The organism is Pseudomonas sp. CFBP 5748, from assembly GCF_053850495.1.
On record NZ_JBSPTN010000002.1, the window covers coordinates 84707 to 102029 of the forward strand.

At 60.1% G+C, this 17323-nt stretch carries 18 protein-coding genes; 8 read left to right on the forward strand and 10 right to left on the reverse strand.

All coding sequences use genetic code 11. The features are described 5' to 3' along the window. Nucleotides 1–120: 120 nt before the first annotated feature. The 3 genes from ACWNZ1_RS05035 (at nt 121) to nhaB (ending at nt 3462) form a co-directional block, all read left to right on the forward strand. Nucleotides 121–387 carry a hypothetical protein gene (locus ACWNZ1_RS05035; protein ID WP_135845225.1) on the forward strand — a complete coding sequence of 89 codons (267 nt, stop codon included), beginning with the start codon at nt 121–123 and terminating at the stop codon, nt 385–387. 187 nt (nt 388–574) lie between these two features. Continuing rightward, nucleotides 575–1864, forward strand: a complete 1290-nt coding sequence (locus tag ACWNZ1_RS05040; RefSeq protein ID WP_265073057.1) for an NHL repeat-containing protein — start codon at nt 575–577, stop codon at nt 1862–1864. A 95-nt stretch (nt 1865–1959) separates the two neighbouring features. Then, a complete protein-coding gene (gene nhaB, locus ACWNZ1_RS05045) occupies nt 1960–3462 on the forward strand; it encodes a sodium/proton antiporter NhaB (RefSeq protein WP_135845223.1) in 1503 nt (500 codons plus the stop codon). A 57-nt stretch (nt 3463–3519) separates the two neighbouring features. Here nhaB and ACWNZ1_RS05050 read toward each other — a convergent pair whose 3' ends face one another. Genes ACWNZ1_RS05050 through gnd form a run of 3 tightly spaced genes read right to left on the reverse strand, consistent with a single transcriptional unit; the run spans nt 3520 to nt 6859 of the window. Then, nucleotides 3520–4341: an HAD family hydrolase gene (locus ACWNZ1_RS05050; RefSeq protein ID WP_135845222.1), complete on the reverse strand. Its 822-nt coding sequence runs from the start codon at nt 4339–4341 to the stop codon at nt 3520–3522. Further along, the gene (gene zwf / locus ACWNZ1_RS05055; RefSeq protein WP_135845221.1) at nt 4338–5858 is read right to left on the reverse strand and encodes a glucose-6-phosphate dehydrogenase; all 1521 of its coding nucleotides are present in this window, start codon (nt 5856–5858) and stop codon (nt 4338–4340) included. The genes ACWNZ1_RS05050 and zwf overlap by 4 nt, the downstream gene beginning before the upstream one ends. After that, complete coding sequence (gene gnd / locus ACWNZ1_RS05060; protein WP_338051101.1) at nt 5855–6859, reverse strand: phosphogluconate dehydrogenase (NAD(+)-dependent, decarboxylating); 1005 nt, start codon at nt 6857–6859, stop codon at nt 5855–5857. The genes zwf and gnd overlap by 4 nt, the downstream gene beginning before the upstream one ends. 249 nt (nt 6860–7108) lie before the next feature. Here gnd and ACWNZ1_RS05065 point away from each other — a divergent pair, with 249 nt between their 5' ends. Together ACWNZ1_RS05065 and ACWNZ1_RS05070 are read left to right on the forward strand one after the other, a co-directional pair. Continuing rightward, nucleotides 7109–7282, forward strand: coding sequence for a DUF6026 family protein (locus ACWNZ1_RS05065; RefSeq protein WP_178084252.1), 174 nt, complete (start codon nt 7109–7111; stop codon nt 7280–7282). A gap of 380 nt (nt 7283–7662) precedes the next feature. Further along, entirely contained in the window at nt 7663–9402 is a 1740-nt protein-coding gene (locus ACWNZ1_RS05070; protein ID WP_135845219.1) for a phosphoethanolamine transferase CptA, read from the forward strand. Nucleotides 9403–9721: 319 nt separating this feature from the next. Here the strand turns inward: ACWNZ1_RS05070 and ACWNZ1_RS05075 are convergent, their stop codons facing one another. From ACWNZ1_RS05075 to ACWNZ1_RS05090, 4 genes are all read right to left on the reverse strand, one after another. After that, nucleotides 9722–10216 (reverse strand): GNAT family N-acetyltransferase, encoded by a 495-nt coding sequence (locus ACWNZ1_RS05075; protein WP_135847984.1) that lies wholly within the window; start codon nt 10214–10216, stop codon nt 9722–9724. 57 nt (nt 10217–10273) lie between these two features. Beyond that, nucleotides 10274–11395, reverse strand: coding sequence for a cell division protein ZapE (gene zapE / locus ACWNZ1_RS05080; protein WP_135845218.1), 1122 nt, complete (start codon nt 11393–11395; stop codon nt 10274–10276). 148 nt (nt 11396–11543) lie between these two features. Continuing rightward, on the reverse strand, nt 11544–11885 hold the full coding sequence (locus ACWNZ1_RS05085; RefSeq protein WP_135845217.1) for a nuclear transport factor 2 family protein: 342 nt from the start codon (nt 11883–11885) through the stop codon (nt 11544–11546). 51 nt (nt 11886–11936) lie between these two features. Beyond that, entirely contained in the window at nt 11937–12653 is a 717-nt protein-coding gene (locus ACWNZ1_RS05090; RefSeq protein WP_265073054.1) for a helix-turn-helix transcriptional regulator, read from the reverse strand. Between the two features lie 220 nt (nt 12654–12873). On the opposite strand from ACWNZ1_RS05090, the gene ACWNZ1_RS05095 reads away from it, so the two are divergent. Next, a complete protein-coding gene (locus ACWNZ1_RS05095) occupies nt 12874–13344 on the forward strand; it encodes an LEA type 2 family protein (RefSeq protein ID WP_265073053.1) in 471 nt (156 codons plus the stop codon). Here ACWNZ1_RS05095 and ACWNZ1_RS05100 read toward each other — a convergent pair whose 3' ends face one another. Continuing rightward, nucleotides 13345–14268, reverse strand: coding sequence for a carbon-nitrogen hydrolase family protein (locus ACWNZ1_RS05100; RefSeq protein ID WP_280944915.1), 924 nt, complete (start codon nt 14266–14268; stop codon nt 13345–13347). It abuts the gene before it with no gap. An 85-nt stretch (nt 14269–14353) separates the two neighbouring features. On the opposite strand from ACWNZ1_RS05100, the gene ACWNZ1_RS05105 reads away from it, so the two are divergent. After that, entirely contained in the window at nt 14354–15262 is a 909-nt protein-coding gene (locus ACWNZ1_RS05105) for a LysR family transcriptional regulator (RefSeq protein WP_178084251.1), read from the forward strand. 3 nt (nt 15263–15265) lie between these two features. Here the strand turns inward: ACWNZ1_RS05105 and ACWNZ1_RS05110 are convergent, their stop codons facing one another. After that, nucleotides 15266–15520: a hypothetical protein gene (locus tag ACWNZ1_RS05110; RefSeq protein ID WP_135845212.1), complete on the reverse strand. Its 255-nt coding sequence runs from the start codon at nt 15518–15520 to the stop codon at nt 15266–15268. 160 nt (nt 15521–15680) lie between these two features. Between ACWNZ1_RS05110 and ACWNZ1_RS05115 the strand changes: the two genes are divergently transcribed. Continuing rightward, nucleotides 15681–15995 carry a DUF883 family protein gene (locus ACWNZ1_RS05115; RefSeq protein WP_135845211.1) on the forward strand — a complete coding sequence of 105 codons (315 nt, stop codon included), beginning with the start codon at nt 15681–15683 and terminating at the stop codon, nt 15993–15995. Nucleotides 15996–16127: 132 nt separating this feature from the next. Here ACWNZ1_RS05115 and ACWNZ1_RS05120 read toward each other — a convergent pair whose 3' ends face one another. After that, a complete protein-coding gene (locus ACWNZ1_RS05120) occupies nt 16128–17156 on the reverse strand; it encodes an Ldh family oxidoreductase (RefSeq protein ID WP_280944914.1) in 1029 nt (342 codons plus the stop codon). Between the last annotated feature and the right edge of the window lie 167 nt (nt 17157–17323).

Consider the following 17323-nt stretch of genomic DNA (forward strand, 5'->3'; position numbering starts at 1 on the left):
ATTTATTTAAAGATTGTGTGACCTGCCCCCCTGTTGCGGACATCAGTACAAGTAACCCGCCGCACGGTACGCCCAACCGACGGCAGATCATTTGATTGGGCACACTTAAGAGAAAATGCCATGAACGCCCCGCTCCGTATCAACGAAGCTCTTTTGATTGCCGACCGCGCATTCCGTCCTTTCCAGTGCGTGGCCTGGGCTCCACAAGACGGTAACGGCGAACTGAGTCTGACCGTCATCGACCGCACCAATACTCATATTGGTCGCACTCAGATCCCAAGCAGCGCTTATACCGACCCAGCCCAACTGGCCAACCTGTTGAAACAGGCCCGTGCCGAATTGAGCGAGGAAGGTTACACACTGCAATCCTGGTCCATGCCTGAATAACACGTCGCTAAAGCCTATTATTGATTGCAGGCTAGGTACTGGGTCGTAAAGCCATTGTTATGGCACGAATCGCCCCTGTATCTGTAGAATCTGACAGTTGTGCGCTGTCACGTTCAGGGGTTGAATGTTGCCCTCATGCAGTCGTCGCGCCCCTTCCGGGCTGGTCGACGCGCAAGGAGAGGCATGCATGCTCGATCAATCCGCGTTTGCGCTTCCGACGGCTGCGGCTCACGCCGGGCAACTCGACCCAGGCTTTGCCACTACTGGCAAAGCCTGGGTTCATTTCACCGATAGTATTTCAAGCCTGACCACCGGGGTGACCATCGATCACGTCGGGCGGATCCTGGTTGCGGCCAGGATCGAGACCGCCCACGGCAGCCGGTTCGGACTGGCGCGGCTCAACCATGACGGTTCGACCGATCCAGGTTTCGGAACCCGCGGCTGCATCATCGGCTCTTTTGAACACGACTTCGAAGCGACCGCTGGCAAAGTGATTGAGTTGCCCGACGGACATATCCTGTTGTCAGGCCTGCACTACGAAAACGCCGACCGTACCCTTCCCGCCCTGGCGCTGTTCGATCAACAGGGCCGCCTCGTCCAACGCTTCGGCAACGCCGGACGGCAGGTCATCCGGCTCAGCGGCGATCTCTCCCAAGGCCTGCGCGATCCCTGGCTCCCACCCGGCGTTCCCGGCCTCGAAGCCTGCGACATGCAAGTGCAGGCCGATGGACGAATTCTCCTGCTGGCCAACCATCATTACCAATTGTCCGACCATGTCGGCGTGCTGATCCGGCTCCTGCCGGACGCCACACTGGATACCTCGTTCAACGGTCGCGGTTTTGTGATGGTCCGGCGCTTATTGAAAAACACCTGGCTGGGTTGCCTGGCGCTCCAGGCCGACGGCAACATTGTGGTTGGCGGCGCCATCGACTTGCCCCAGCAAGGCTTGTTAGCTCGCTATGACCCCAGCGGCAAACTGGATGATAGCTTCGGCGACGGCGGCTTCATGTCCATCATGGCCCAGGATCACAGCGTGATGATCAGCCAGATCGTTCAACATGAAAACGGTGATTTGCAGGCATTCGGCAGCAGCCGCGATCCGATGCATAGCCTGTCCCTTAAAGTGCGCCCGGATGGCAAGCCAGACCGCCACTGCAACCAGGGCCAATGTCGACTTCTGAAAATCGGACGCAATCCCAGCCAGTGGACTGCCGCCGAGGTTCAACCGGACGGAAAACTGGTGACCGTCGGCGCCACTATCGGCGGAATCGATGCCGATTTCGTGCTTGCCCGGCATTTGCCGGATGCCAGCCTCGATCCGGATTTCGGCCAGGGCAAAGGCTGGGTCCGTACGCGACTGGGCTACAGCCTGGACACCGCCACCTGCGTCGCAGTGCAGGCTGACGGGAAAATCCTGGTGGGGGGATATTCGCTTCACGGCATTTATCGAGCGGTGGTGGCGCGGTATTGGGCCTGAGCCGGACGGTCCCGGATGAGTTATATCAATTCCTACGCTTGATATTCCGCATTTCTTACGGCAAGTTGCGCGCTTCTAATTAAAAGGAGCAGCCGATGTCCGGTTCAATGGCTCAAGCGTTCGCGCACAACTTTCTTGGGCACTCACCGCGTTGGTACAAGGCGTGCATTATCACCTTCCTGATACTCAATGCCGTGGTGCTGTGGACCCTTGGCCCGGTCATTGCCGGCTGGATGTTGGTAGTCGAGTTCATTTTTACCCTCGCCATGGCTCTTAAATGCTATCCGCTGATGCCCGGCGGGCTGTTAGTCATTCAAGCGGTGGCACTGGGCATGACCACGCCCAAAGCGCTGTACGATGAGTTGGTGCACAATTTTCCGGTGCTTTTGCTGTTGATGTTTATGGTGGCCGGGATTTACTTCATGAAGGACTTGCTGCTGTTTTTATTCTCACGCCTGTTGCTGGGCGTGCGGTCAAAGGCAATGTTGTCCTTGATGTTCTGCTTTCTCTCGGCATTCCTGTCGGCGTTCCTTGATGCACTGACTGTCACGGCGGTGATCATCAGCGCCGCCGTTGGCTTTTATGCTGTGTATCACCGCGTGGCCTCAGGCAACGACCCCCGTCAGGACAGCAACATTGATGAGGACCACGACCTGCCGTCATTGCACCATCAAGACCTTGAGCAATTCCGTGCATTCCTGCGCAGCCTGTTGATGCACGGTGCCGTGGGCACGGCCCTGGGCGGCGTGTGTACGCTGGTGGGCGAGCCGCAGAACCTGCTGATCGGCCATGAGATGGGCTGGCATTTTGTAGAGTTCTTTCTGAAAGTCGCACCCGTTTCGCTGCCGGTGCTGTTCGCCGGCCTGGTGACCTGTGTGGCATTGGAGAAGCTGCGCTGGTTCAACTACGGCGTCCTGCTCCCCGATAACGTACGCTCGGTGCTGGCGAATTTTGCTGAACAGGACAATCAGCAGCGCACCCCTCGTCAGCGAGCGGCCCTGATAGTACAAGGCATCGCGGCGCTGATTCTGATCGCCGGCCTGGCTTTGCATATTGCCGAAGTCGGCTTGATAGGGTTGATGGTGATTGTGCTGATCACCGCGTTTACCGGAATTACCGATGAACACCGTGTCGGCAATGCCTTCAAGGAAGCGATGCCATTCACCGCATTGCTGGTGGTGTTCTTTGCCGTGGTCGCGGTTATTCATGACCAGCATTTGTTCACGCCGCTGATTCAATGGGTGCTCGCCCTGCCCGCCGATCAACAGCCGGGCATGCTGTTCATTGCCAACGGCCTGCTGTCGGCCATCAGCGACAACGTGTTCGTGGCGACCATCTACATTACCGAAGTGAAGCAGGCCTTCGTCTCCGGCCACATGAGCCGTGAGCAGTTCGAGACCCTGGCAGTGGCCATCAATACCGGCACCAACCTGCCCAGCGTCGCCACACCCAACGGGCAGGCCGCTTTCCTGTTCCTGCTGACCTCGGCGATTGCACCGCTGATTCGCCTGTCCTATGGCCGGATGGTCTGGATGGCCTTGCCCTACACCGTGGTGATGGGTGGCTTGGGCTGGTATGCAGTGACTTATTGGTTGTAAACCACACGCCTGTGGGAGCGAGCAAGCTTGCTCCCACAGGAGCCCTTAAAAAGGTCGCTATCGAGGCAGGATGTACCGCTCGATCGCCAGTGCCGCGCCGTCGTCGACAACGGCGGCGGTAATGACATCGGCCTGACGCTTGATCGTCTCCTCCGCCTGCCCCATGGCGATCGACAAACCCGCACGATGAAACATCGCCGGGTCGTTGCCACCATCCCCCATCGCAGCGGTCTGCTCCAACGGCACGTCCAGAAACGCCGCCAGGGTTGCCAGCGCTTCGCCCTTGTTGGCTTTCATCGCCGTGACGTCCAGATAGATCGGTTGCGAACGCGACACCTGGGCCTGGCCCTTGAGCAGCGGATGCAGCCGGCCTTCCAGCTCAACCAACAGCTCCGTATTGGCGCTGGTGGCGACGATCTTGTCGATACGTTCCAGGTAGGGTTCGAAGCTGTCGACCTGTACCGGCGGATAACCCAGACCGCGGGTTTCCACCGGCACCATCGGCCCGTTGGCGTCACGCACCAGCCAGTCGCCATCGGCAAATACCCAGACCTCGATGCCGGGCTGATCGGCGTACAGCGCCAGGGTGGTCAGGGCCGCCTCAGGTGGCAGGTAATGCACGGCGAGGAAACTGCCGTCCGGATGAACCAGGGTGCCGCCATTGAACGCAGCGGTGGGCAGGTCGACGCCAAGGGCCTCGATCTGTTGCAACATCGCCCGGGGCGGCCGCCCAGTGGCGAGACTGAACAGCACACCGGCCTCGCGCAAGGCGCGAACGGCTTCGATGGTACGTTGGTTGAGACTATGGTCGGGCAGCAGCAATGTGCCGTCCATGTCACTGAGCAAAAAGCGGATGGGTTGTTTCACCTGATCACTCATCCGAGGCTGTGCCAGACGCGACCGTCGCGTGTCAGCAGATCATCGGCGGCCGAAGGCCCGTCTTCACCGGCCTTGTAAGGCTGGATCGTTTCGTCCTGCTTCCAGGCGTCAAGGAACGGCTGCACCGCACGCCAACCGTTCTCAATGTTGTCGGCACGCTGGAACAGCGTCTGATCACCCGTCAGGCAATCGTAGATCAGGGTTTCATAGCCGGTGGATGGCTGCATTTCGAAAAAATCCTTGTAGGCGAAGCCCAATTCAATGTTCGCCATGTCGAGTGCCGGCCCCGGCCGTTTGGCCAGCAGGTCGAACCACATGCCTTCATTGGGCTGAATCTGGATTCTCAGGTACGTAGGTTGCAGTTCGTCGACTTCGGTATCACGGAACTGCGCGTAAGGCGCCGGCTTGAAGCAGATGACGATTTCCGTGTCCCGCACGCTCATGCGCTTGCCGGTGCGCAGGTAGAACGGCACGCCCACCCAGCGCCAGTTATCGATCATGACCTTGAGGGCGACATAGGTTTCGGTGCTGCTGTCGACAGCCACGTTGGCTTCCTGGCGATAGCCGTTGACCGGCTTGCCCGCGACCTCACCGGCACTGTACTGACCGCGTATCGAGTTGGCGCGGGCCTGTTCCACCGACCAGGGTCGGATCGCCCCCACCACCTTGGCCTTTTCCCCACGTACCGCGTCTGCGCCAAATGCCGCCGGCGGCTCCATCGCCACCATGGCGAGCAGTTGAAACAGATGGTTGGGCACCATGTCCCGCAGGGCGCCGGTGTGTTCATAAAAACTGCCACGGGTCTCCACGCCGACGGTCTCGGCGGCGGTGATTTGTACGTGGTCGATGTAGTGGTTGTTCCAGAACGCCTCGAACAAGCTGTTGGAGAAACGGCTGACCAGAATGTTCTGCACCGTTTCCTTGCCCAGGTAATGGTCGATCCGATAGATCTGCTTCTCGCCCATGACCTTGAGCAGGCAGGCATTCAGTGCCTCGGCGGTTTGCAGGTCGGAGCCGAACGGCTTTTCGATCACCACGCGGCGGAAAGCATCCTCCTGCTCCTGAAGCAACCCGGCCGCACCAAGGCGGCTGACCACTTCACTGAAAAAGCGCGGCGCGGTCGCCAGGTAGAAAACCGCATTGCCGGTGCCGCTGGCGGCGATTTTCGCCGCCAGCGCCTGGTAGGTGCTGTCATCGAGAAAATCACCCTGAACGTAACTGATGCCCCTGGCCAACTTGGCCCACAGTTGCGGGTCGAGCGCCCGGTCGGGGTCGCCGCCCTTGTTCGCCGCCTCGCTACGGATGAAGTTCTCGAGTTTCTTGGCGAAGTCCACATCGCTGATGGCGTTGTGGTCGACGCCAATGATCCGCAGCCCATCGCCCAGCAGACCGTCACGACCGAGATGGTAAAGCGCCGGCATCAGCAGGCGCTTGACCAGGTCACCATGGGCACCGAACAGAAACAACGTGGTCGGCGGCGCGGGTTCTGCCTTGGATTTGCTGCCGATCGAGGTCATTTTTTCGGTGTCTCCACGTGACCGCCAAAGCCGAAGCGCATGGCCGAGAGCATCTTGTCGCCGTACGTGCTTTGCTGACGGGAACGGAAACGGGCAAACAGCGAGCTGGACAGCACCGGGACCGGCACCGCTTGTTCGATGGCCGCCTCGATGGTCCAGCGCCCTTCCCCGCTGTCAGCGACTTCGCCGGAAAACCCGTCGAGTTGCGGATCATTGGCCAACGCGTCGGCGGTCAAGTCCAGCAACCAGGACGAAACCACGCTGCCACGCCGCCAGACCTCGGCAATATCGGCCACGTTCAGGTCGAAACGCTGTTCCGCTGGCAGGCTTTCGCTGGATTTGGTCTTGAGAATGTCAAAACCCTCGGCGAAGGCCTGCATCATTCCGTATTCGATGCCATTGTGGATCATCTTCACGAAATGCCCCGAACCCGCTGGGCCCGTGTGGATGTAGCCGCGTTCGGCGCGGTCATCGTCAGACTTGCGGTCACGGGTGCGCGGGATATCGCCCATGCCTGGGGCCAGGCTATCGAACAGCGGATCCAGGCGCCTCACCACATCGGCGTCACCGCCAATCATCATGCAGTAACCGCGCTCCAGGCCCCAGACGCCACCGGAGGTGCCGACGTCGATGTAGTTCAAGCCCTTCTCCGACAGGGTTTGGGCGCGACGGACGTCGTCCTTGTAGTACGTGTTACCGCCGTCAATGATCACATCGCCCGCCTCTAGCAGTTCGCTGAGGACGTTGATGGTGTCTTCGGTGGGTGCGCCGGCCGGTAGCATGACCCAGACTGCCCGTGGTTTTTCCAGGCCGGCGACCAGTGCCGGCAGGTCCGCGACGCCCATCGCGCCCTCCTGGCGCAGGTTTTCGACAAAAGCGGCATTGCGGTCGTAGACGACAGTGGTGTGCCCATTGAGCATCAGGCGCCGCGCAATATTGCCGCCCATGCGGCCCAGTCCAATAATCCCGAGTTGCATGTGCTGATGCTCCCTACTACAAATAAAGGTGTGTCAAAGATGAAACGCTATCGACTAGTGGAGGTTAGTCCAGAGCATTGCTGCATAGTTTCCGGGTAATTCGAGCGATCACAAGGGATAACGCTCCAGATCCGGCCGAAGACACAGCGACCATGAAAAATAAAAAAGTTCCAATCACAAGCAAAAGAAATCAGAATCGGCGCCGATAGTAGAGGTGTCGACCAAAAGCTGGCGGCATCTCTATAGTTGATGTAGCCATTTGCGAGGTGAGCAATGGGCCCTGTCGTTACCACACGTCCTCCCCAAACCCTTTACGTGACCATTCGTCGCGACGAATTGCGCCTACTCAAAGAAGAGCGTGATCTGCTGCTCGATGAAGTGATGCAGTTGCGCATGCAGTTGCAGCACTCCCAGCTACCCCACCAAAGCCAGTCTGTGGCTCGGTAAGCGTCCCAGAGGCACAGCGCCAGCGCGTGACACTGGCCAGGCCAGTGTCACTTCCATGTAAGCCTGCCATGTGCACGTGTGGCGAGGGGATTTATCCCCGCTGGACCGCGTAGCGGTCCCGAACCTGCGTGCGCGGCCTGCCGGGCTGGCCAAGTACCTACCCTAGTAGGGTTGCTGCGCAACTCAACGGGGATAAATCCCCTCGCCACAGATAAATCCCTCTGGTGCATTCGCGCCCGCGCCAGCATTTTGTATCCAAAAAAATCACAAACTTTTCACACCCTTACCGCGATACTCCCGGCCTTTTAGGGTTGCTCGGCGTATGCCTACGGTCACCAATCCGGTGCCGACGGCTTCGTCGATAACGGCTGGAGCGCTTGATGAGCTTGTTCAAACGCAGCAAAACGACTGCGAAAGGTTTCGACTGGGCCGGATTCGGCTGGCTTTTTCTGTTCTTCTGGTATTTCTCGGGCATCACCCAACTGCTCATTCTGCTGAGCGACACTTCCGGTTTCACCGGGTTTCGCCAAGCGTTCGTGATGAGTGCGCTGTGGTTGGCGCCTATGCTGCTCTTCCCCGCCCGCACGCGCGTGCTCGCCGCCTTGATCGGCGTGGTGCTGTGGGCTTGCTCCATGGCCAGCCTGGGTTATTTCTTCATTTACCAACAGGAGTTTTCCCAGAGCGTCATCTTCATCATGTTCGAATCGAACGTGTCTGAAGCCGGCGAGTACATGACCCAGTATTTTGCCTGGTGGATGGTCGCGGCCTTCTTGGCCCACACCGCCGTCGGTTACTGGCTCTGGACCCGTCTGCGCCCTGTGTACTTGCCTCGGGGCCAAGCCTGGGTGGCCGCGGCCGTGATCGTCGTGGCCGTGGTCGGTTATCCACTGGTCAAGCAGACCTTGCGAGCCGGCAACTTCGCCAAGGGCCTGGAGAAACTCGAAGATCGCATCGAGCCCGCCGTGCCGTGGCAGATGCTGGTGGCCTATCGTCGCTACGGCGAACAGCTGGAAAACATGCAAGGCATGCTGCACAGCGCCAGCAAGATCAAGCCCCTGAGCAACCTCAAGGACACCGTGACCAACCAGCCGGCAACGCTGGTGCTGGTCATCGGCGAATCGACCAACCGCCAGCGCATGAGCCTCTATGGCTACCCACGGGAAACCACGCCGGAGCTGGACAAGCTCAAGGACCAGCTTTCGGTTTTCGACAACGTCATCACCCCACGCCCCTACACCATCGAAGCACTGCAGCAGGTGCTGACGTTCGCTGACGAGGAGAACCCGGACCTGTACCTGAGCACGCCATCGCTGGTAAGCATGATGAAGCAGGCCGGCTACAAGACCTTCTGGATCACTAACCAGCAGACCATGACCAAGCGCAACACCATGCTCACGACCTTCTCCCAACAGGCCGATGAGCAGGTATACCTGAACAACAACCGCAACCAGAACGCCGCGCAGTACGATGGCGACGTGATCGAGCCCTTCAACAAGGCCTTGACCGATAGCGCACCGCGCAAGCTGATCGTGGTGCATCTGCTCGGCACCCACATGAGCTATCAGTACCGCTATCCGCCGACCTTCAACAAATTCACCGACCGCCAAGGCGTGCCCGCCGGCGTAAGTGACGATCAGGTCCCGACCTACAACAGTTACGATAACGCAGTGCTGTACAACGATTTTGTGGTATCCAGCCTGATCAAGGACTACGCCAAGACCGACCCCAACGGCTTCCTGCTGTACCTGTCGGACCATGGTGAAGACGTGTTCGATTCGCAGGGCCATAACACCCTGGGCCGCAACGAAGCCAAACCGACCGCGCCGATGTACACCATTCCGTTCATGGCCTGGGCATCGCCCAAGTGGCGCGAAAGCCATGACTGGAGCTTTGCCGGCGACCTGTCCCGGCCCTACAGCAGCTCTCACCTGATTCACACCTGGGCAGACATGGCCGGCTTGAGCTTCGATGAACTGGACCGCAGCAAGAGCCTGGTCAGCGATGACTTCAAGGCCCGGCCGCTGTTGATCGGCAATCCTTACGAAAGTCAGCATAAAGGGCTGATCGACTTCAGCTTGATGAAGCCCAAGGCGCCGCGGGCTGAGGTTGTGCAGAAATAACCGGAACCTGCGAGGCCTGCTTTTACAGGCTGTGCTGTTTACTTAAGGAAAACGGCGCTTCTCACATTGGGGAAGCGCCGTTTTTTTGAGGAAGGTTTTTGCGTCGTGTCCAGATGCTGAGAACACCCGCAGCCCCATGTGGGGGCGAGCCTGCTCGCGATGGCGGTGGTCCGGCTACATCGTGCTCCCGCTTGTGCAGAAGCTTTTGGTCACTTTTGGCGGGTGCGGCATTCCGGCTCATCCAAAAGTGACCCGCTGCAAGAACAGAACCGTCAGCCGCCGTTACCGCGAAAATGGATATGTACCCAACATAAAGCCTTCACAACGGCTTTATCCAAAACAACATACGCCCATGGGCCGGGTCAAACATCCCAGCAGCAAAGCCGAACTTGGCATAGCTACCCTGGGCCACGGCATTCCCCTCAAGCACCTCCAGGGTGATCTTGCAGCAACCGCGCTGGCGGGCGATGTCCTCGACCTTCTGCAGCATTTTCTGGCTCAGCCCGAGCCCGCGAAACTCTTTCATCACCGCCACGTCGTGGATATTCACCAAAGGTCGACAGGCGAAGGTTGAAAAACCTTCGAAACAGTTGACCAGCCCCGCCGGTTCGCCATTGACGAAAGCCAGCACGCTGAACGCATGGGGGCGCTTGGCCAGTTCCTCGGGCAGGTGCAGCAGCACTTCGGCGGGCAGCGAGTGGCCGCCTCCCATGGGATCCTCTGCATAACCATTGAGCACGTGGCAGATTGCTTCAGCGTGAACCGGGTTGGTATAGCTCGCTTGCAATACAAGAATGTCCTTGGCTTCTTCCATGATCATTACCATCTCACTTCGGTAGTACCGGCGGCTCGATCCGGCGGCGGGATACAGTCAGGCGGGCTGACCAAAACGTTGCATTTGCATTTCCTGAAGGCGACTGAGCGTACGGCGAAACGGAAATTGCAGATAGCCCTCGGTGTACAACTGATCCATCGGCACCTGGGCCGAAAGGTACAGCGGCACCTTACGGTCATAACATTCGTCGACCAGGGCGATGAAACGCCGTACGCCGTCATCATGCACCGACAATTGTGGCAGTTCGCGATCACCGGCCACAACCCGCTCGACACCGTCTTCCGTGCCACGGGCAATCCGCCCCTCGCGCTGTTCGCCGCTCAGGCACGGCACATCACTGAGCAGGATGACGTTGAAACGATCGCACAGGGCCATGAAATCCAGCGCCGAGAACGGTTGTTCACAGAGATCCGGGTAACGGCTCCAGAGCACCGTGTCACTGGCCTGGACCGGTTCTACCTGACGATGGCCGACTGCAATCGGTTCATGACTCAGCCTCTGCCCTGCCGTCAACTGGTCGAAGATATCGCTCAACGGCTCGGGCTGTCCGGGGTCGCGCAGCCAATAACGCTGCTGCAACTGGCCCGGATGCTGGCGGTGGTCTTGCCATCCATTGACCGGCACGACCTGCATGTGTTGCTTGATGGCGGTGATGGTCGGCAGGAACCGTTCGCGGTTATGGCCATTGGCGTAGAGCTCCTCCGGCGGCAGGTTGGAGGTGCTCACCACCACCATGCCCTGCTCGAACATCACTTGGAACAGCCGACCGAGGATGATGGCGTCGCCGATGTCGCTGACAAACAATTCGTCGAAACACAGCACCCGCACTTCTGCGCTCAACTCCCGGGCCAGGGCCTGCAAAGGGTCCGCCGTACCGGTGAGCTGGAATGAGCGCTGATGCACCCAGGCCATGAAGTGGTGGAAGTGCTGACGGCGGGCTGGCACCTTGAGGCTGTCGTAGAAACGGTCCATCAGCCAAGTCTTGCCGCGCCCCACCGGCCCCCAGAGATAAACGCCCTTGATCGACTTACGGCCCTCGTGCAACGCCTTGTGGCATTGCTCCAGGGCCATGATGGCCAACTCCTGGGCTTCATCCTGGACAAAACCGTGGTGTTCAATGGCATGCTGCCAGGCACTCAAGGGGGAGTCGAAAGTCATACGGCCCAGGTCCGGGAAATGAAGGTGGGGAGTATGCCATGTTGGCAGGATCAGCGATCACGCCGGCTCCATGAAACAATACAAAACCCTGTGGCGAGGGAGCTTGCTCCCTCGCCACAACAGTGCTCACCTGACAAAGTGCAGAACGCTAAACCGAGATATCCAACCGACTGATCTTGCCCTGCTCATCAAGCCGGAAGGTATAGCGCAACTCCAGCGGGCTGCCGGGAAAGGTGCCCGAGATCAGGTTATGCACCAGCACTTTGCCGGTGCGCTGCTGCACATTGAGCACTTGCACCCTGGGCTGGAAGCGCTGGGCAGTGTCTTCCATCCATTGGGCGATGGCCTGGGCGCCAACACGGTGCTGGCCTTCATCGAATACGTTGGCATCCTCGGCGAAGAAACGCGTCACCGCCGAACTGTCACGGGCATTGGCGGCCGCAATGTAGCCGGCGATGGCCGGGGCCAGGGAAGAGACGGGATTGGACATGGTGGGGCTCCTTGTTTTATCGATCTGGCTCCATGCTAGAACAGCCTTGTGTCAGTTTTTGTCAGGAGTGAAGCGCCCGGTTTCATCCAGTTCCATCAACTTGAACCAGGCACGCAACCAGTCACTGCGCCGGCCGGGATACCGCTCCTCCTGCTCGCTGGCAGAGGCAATCCGGTCGGTGCGAAAGGTCCGATAGGCACCGCGCAATTCACACCAGGCCACCACCACCCGCGCCTCATTGAAAAAGCCCAGGGCCAGTGGCCAGATCAAGCGCTGGCTCGGAGTTTTATTCACGTCGGCGTAATCGATCTGCAACTTGGCTTGCGTGCGAATGGCTTGGCGATAGACATTCAGCTCCACCGTATTCTGCGGATAGCCATAGCCAGGCGGACCGGGCAGCACCGTCGGGTTGCGCAAGGCGTCCCGCACGTCAGGGGCCAGCACCGCCGCGACTTTGGCCAGCGCATCGGCGGCGGCCTTGCCCAACACTTCGTCGCCACGCTGATCGACGTAGCGCAAGCCCAATACAATGGCCTCGATTTCGTCGGCAGTGAACATCAACGGCGGCAGGAACAGGCCACTGCGCAACACATAGCCGATGCCCGCCTCACCCTGGATCGGCGCACCGAGGGCGGTGAGTTCGGCGATGTCGCGGTACAAGGTGCGCTCGGACACCTTCAGCTCGACCGCCAATGTCGCGGCGGTGACCGGGCAGCGCTTGCCCCGCAAGACTTGCAGCAAAGTGAGCAGCCGAGTGGTACGCGACACGATGGCGATCCGGAAGGAAAAAGTTGACGCAGATTAGCAGAGGCCGCTGTCAGAAACTGTCAGGAGCCATTTACTCAAGGGCGTAACCTGGGTGTAGCCCGCTTTTGTGGCGAGGGAGCTTGCTCCCACGCCACAGGGGCTTACGGTTGCCTTGAGAACGCGGTGGGTTATCGTACCCCGCAGTTTTCCGAGTTTTTCTCCATCTCTTGAGAGTTTATCCATGCGCAGAATCCTCGGCTTATCCCTTTTCCTGATACTGCTCAGCCTGAGCGCCTGCGCCCTTTTCCCGCACCGGGATCCGTTGAATATCAACGTGGTCGGCATCGAACCACTGCCCAGCCAGGAGCTGGAGATGCGCTTTGCCGTGAAGCTGCGCTTGCAGAACCCCAACGAAACCGCGATCGACTACAACGGCGTGGCCCTGGACCTGGAGGTCAACGGTCGTACGCTGGCATCGGGCGTCAGTGACCAGGCCGGTTCCATTCCACGCTTTTCCGAAGCGGTGCTGAGCGTGCCGGTGAGCATTTCGGCGTTTTCCGTGCTGCGTCAGACCTTGGGCCTGAGCCAGACCCAAAGCCTGAATAACCTGCCCTATGTGCTCAAGGGCAAACTCGCCGGCGGCGTGTTCGGCACCATGCGCTTCGTCGACCGCGGCACCCTCGACTTACCGGGCTCCGCGGCCACCTGGTGATCAGGCGGTAAACCGCACGCCGGGCTTGGCCCGCTCGTCCACCACCAGTTCGAACACATCCGGCCTGGCGTAATGCCCGACCACGTCATAGTCGTAGCGCGCCCGCACCAGTTCATCGGTATCGATTTCAGCGGTGAGCAACCCGGCCGTGTCTTTCAGTGGCCCAGCCAATACGTCGCCCATGGGCCCGATAATCACGCTACCACCGGCAATCAACGGTCGCTCGGCCGGCCAATGGGCGACGTCGATGCCCAATGCCTGTGGCGAGGCCTGGACCTGGCAGGCACTGACCACAAAGCAACGGCCTTCGTGGGCGATGTGGCGCATGGTCACCTGCCACATCTCTCGCTCATCCACCGTCGGCGCACACCAGACCTCAACGCCTTTGGCGTACATCGCGGTGCGCAACAACGGCATCATGTTTTCCCAACACACTGCAGCGCCCAAACGACCGACCTGGCTGTCGATCACCGGCAAGGTCGAACCGTCGCCCTTGCCCCAGATCAGCCGCTCGGTGCCGGTGGGCATCAGCTTGCGGTGCTTGGCCACCAAGCCGGCCTCGGGCTCGAAGTACAGCGCCGTGCAGTACAAGGTGCTGCCGGCACGCTCGATGACGCCGAGCACCAGGCTGGCCCCGGTCCGGGCCGAAAGTCCGGCCAGCGCCTCGGTTTCGGCGCCAGGCACGTCAATGGCATTGGCAAAATAACGGGCAAACGTCTCGCGCCCCTCGGGCAGTCGGTAACCCAGTTGAGTCCCGAACCCCTCGCCCTTGGGATAGCCCCCCAGTAAGGCTTCGGGCATTACCACCAAACGGGCGCCGGCCTGGCGGATGGCGTTTTCATAGGAAAGGATCTGCGCCAGGGTCTCGTCCTTGCCGCCGGGCAACGAACCGATCTGCAGGGCAGCGACAATGGATTTGGGCATGGCTTTCAACTCCGTGGTCATCAGGTGTTGCTGATTCTCAGGTGTCGGCCGATCATGAATAAAGCCCAGAATGCTGCTAAATGATATGAGCCTTATGAATATCGCCAATGTCGACCTCAATCTGCTCAAGACCTTCGAAGCCCTGCATGACGAATCCAGCGCCAGCCGCGCCGCGTTGCGCCTGGGCGTAACCCAGTCGGCCATCAGCGCAGCCCTGCGCAGGCTTCGAAACCTGTATGGTGATCAATTATTCGTGCGCACCGGGCGCGGCCTGGCGCCGACACTGCGGGCCAATCAGTTGAAGCCGGTGATCAGCGAAGCACTGGACAAATGCCGCCAGAGCCTGGCAATGGTCGATCCCCATGTCAGCCATTACCAAGGCCGCTCGGTCATCGTCGGGCTGTCCGACGATTTCGAAATTGCCCACGGGCGACGTCTGATTGAGGAAGTGGCACAACGTGCGCCGGGGTTACGCTTGATTTTTCGCCAGACCCACAGCCAGATCGTCGGCCAGGCCCTGATGGAGCGCAACCTCGACCTGGCGATCACGGCGGGAGGTTTCGCCCAGCGCTTGCTCAGCCGCCAGGTATTGGGCGAAGGCGACTACGCCTGCCTGGTGGACCCGGCCAGCCTGACGGAGGGCCAGCACACCCTCTCCCTGGAAGCGTTCGTGGCCCGTGAACATGTGCTGGTGTCGTCGGGTGGTTTTATCGGCATCACCGACGAAGGGCTGGCCGGGCTCGGTCTGAGCCGGCGGGTGTGCGCCTCGACCACCCACTTTGCCGCGCTGCCATTCCTGCTCAAGGGCAGCCAGGCGGTGGCAACCATTCCGGCCCATGCCGCCCGGGCCATCGCATCCCTCAGCGGCCTGGAAGTGCTGCCCTGCCCCCTCGCCTTGCCGCACTACCCGATCGAACTGGGCTGGCGAACCCCCACGCAAATGGATCCCGCGATGGTCAAGGTTCGCGAGGCGATTGTCGCAACCTTCACGTAGGGTTTACTTGTTGGCGGCCATCAGGCGATTGACTTCACTGCGCACCATGTTGGCGTATTCCGGCGGCGACATGCCGTCCAGTTCCGAGCGCACCCACTCAGACCACTTGCCCTTGCGCTTGGAGCGCTCGCCAAACAGCCGGGCAGCGTCGCCCTTGGCCTTGCCCAAATTGTTTTGCCACAGCTCAAAGAGTCGGGATTTTTCGTCTTCCAGCGCCGCACGCTCGGCCAGGGGCTTGTCAGCCAGATTGAAACTCATGGGAATTACCTGTTGCGTAAATAGGCGCCATCTTACACCTTGCAGAGAAACGTCTTAACCACGATTTGTTCAGGGGTATGCTGCCAGCGTCACGCCCTGCAACTTTTGCCCGAACGCAACACTCCATTGTTCACTGCCATCATCACCAAGGAGTACCTCAATGGCTCGTAAAACCACCGTGCAAAACGGAGAGCAAATCAAGGATCAAGCCTTCAGCGAACTGAAGGCACTGATTGAGGAATCGGAAAAACTGCTCAAGAGCAGCGCGTCACTGGTCGGCGAGGACGCCGAAGACCTGCGGGGCCAGATCTCCCAGAAACTGCAACAGGCCCTGGATTCGGTCACCAGCGCCCGGGAGCGCACCCGGCCGATGGTCGATGCCACGGAAGTTTATATTGGCGGTCATCCATGGCAAACCGTGGCGATTTCCGCCGGATTCGGGCTGGTGGTGGGTTTGTTGCTCGGACGGCGTTAAGCAGCACCCAGAAGGACGGTTATCCGTGGCGAGGGAGCTTGCTCCCGCTCGGTTGTGAAACAACCGCAAAAAAGCGAGGGCTGCTTCGCAGCGCAGCGGGAGCACGCTCCCTCGCCACAAAAATACAATTGCTTACTGCCCCGCCAACTCGCGCAACTGCGCCAACGTCTGCTCCTCCAACACAATCCCCCGCTCATTGGATTTGCTGCGCTCGCGATGCCGACGATCCCCCGGCAGCCGCCGTAGCCCCACGGCATGCATTTGCCTCACCAGCTCCTGGCTGCGCTCGGCGAAGTTCTGGCCGGCGGCCTTGCTCGGGTCGATGACGATCAGTAATTGGCCGGTCCATGGCGTCTTGGCGCCGGGATGATTGCTCCAGTCGAACTCGAACGAAAAATTCCCCCCGGTCAGGGCCGCCGCCAGCAACTCGACCATCATCGACAACGCCGAGCCCTTGTGTCCGCCAAACGGCAGGAGTGCCCCGCCTTCGAGAATCGCTTTCGGATCGCAGGTCGGTTGGCCGAGGCTGTCCACGCCCATGCCTGGCGGCAACAGCTCGCCTTTGCGGGCGGCAATCTGCACGTCGCCATGGGCGATGGCGCTGGTGGCCAGGTCGAAGACTATCGGCTCGCCGTCGGCCCGGGGCGCGGCGAAGGCGATCGGATTGGTGCCGAACAGCGGACGGTCGGCGCCGTGGGGCACCACGCAGGTCATGCTGTTGACCACGCTCAACGCCACCAGGCCTTCGTAGGCAAACGGCTCGACATCCGGCCACAGGGCGGCGAAGTGATGGGAGTTACGAATCGCCAGGACCGCAATCCCGGCGCTGCGGGCCTTAGCCACCAGCAATGGGCGCGCTGCCGCCAGGGCTGGCTGGGCAAACCCGTTTGCGGCGTCAACCGCGACAAAACCCGATGCGACGTCTTCGACCGCTGGCACGGCCTTACCGTTGACCCAACCGCTGTTAAGTGTCGAAACATAGCCCGGAATGCGAAACACCCCATGGCTATGGGCACCGTCGCGTTCGGCGCCGGCACAGTTTTCGGCCAGGGTCCGGGCGACTTCGGCCGACGTGCCATGGCGCAGGAAAATCTTCTCCAGCAAACTCACCAACGCATCAAAGGACAGGGTGGAACCAGCACGATCGGATAGCGCAGACATCTGAAGCTCCAGAGTGATTGTTGGAGGTAGCAACAGCGTAGGACCAGCCCGGTGATTAAACACTGCTTCGCCGTGGGAGCAAAGCGTGCTCGCGATAGCGGTCCCTCAGTCATATGGTCATCGCGAACAAGCTCGGCTCCCACACAGAGAGCCTGACAGGTCTGAAG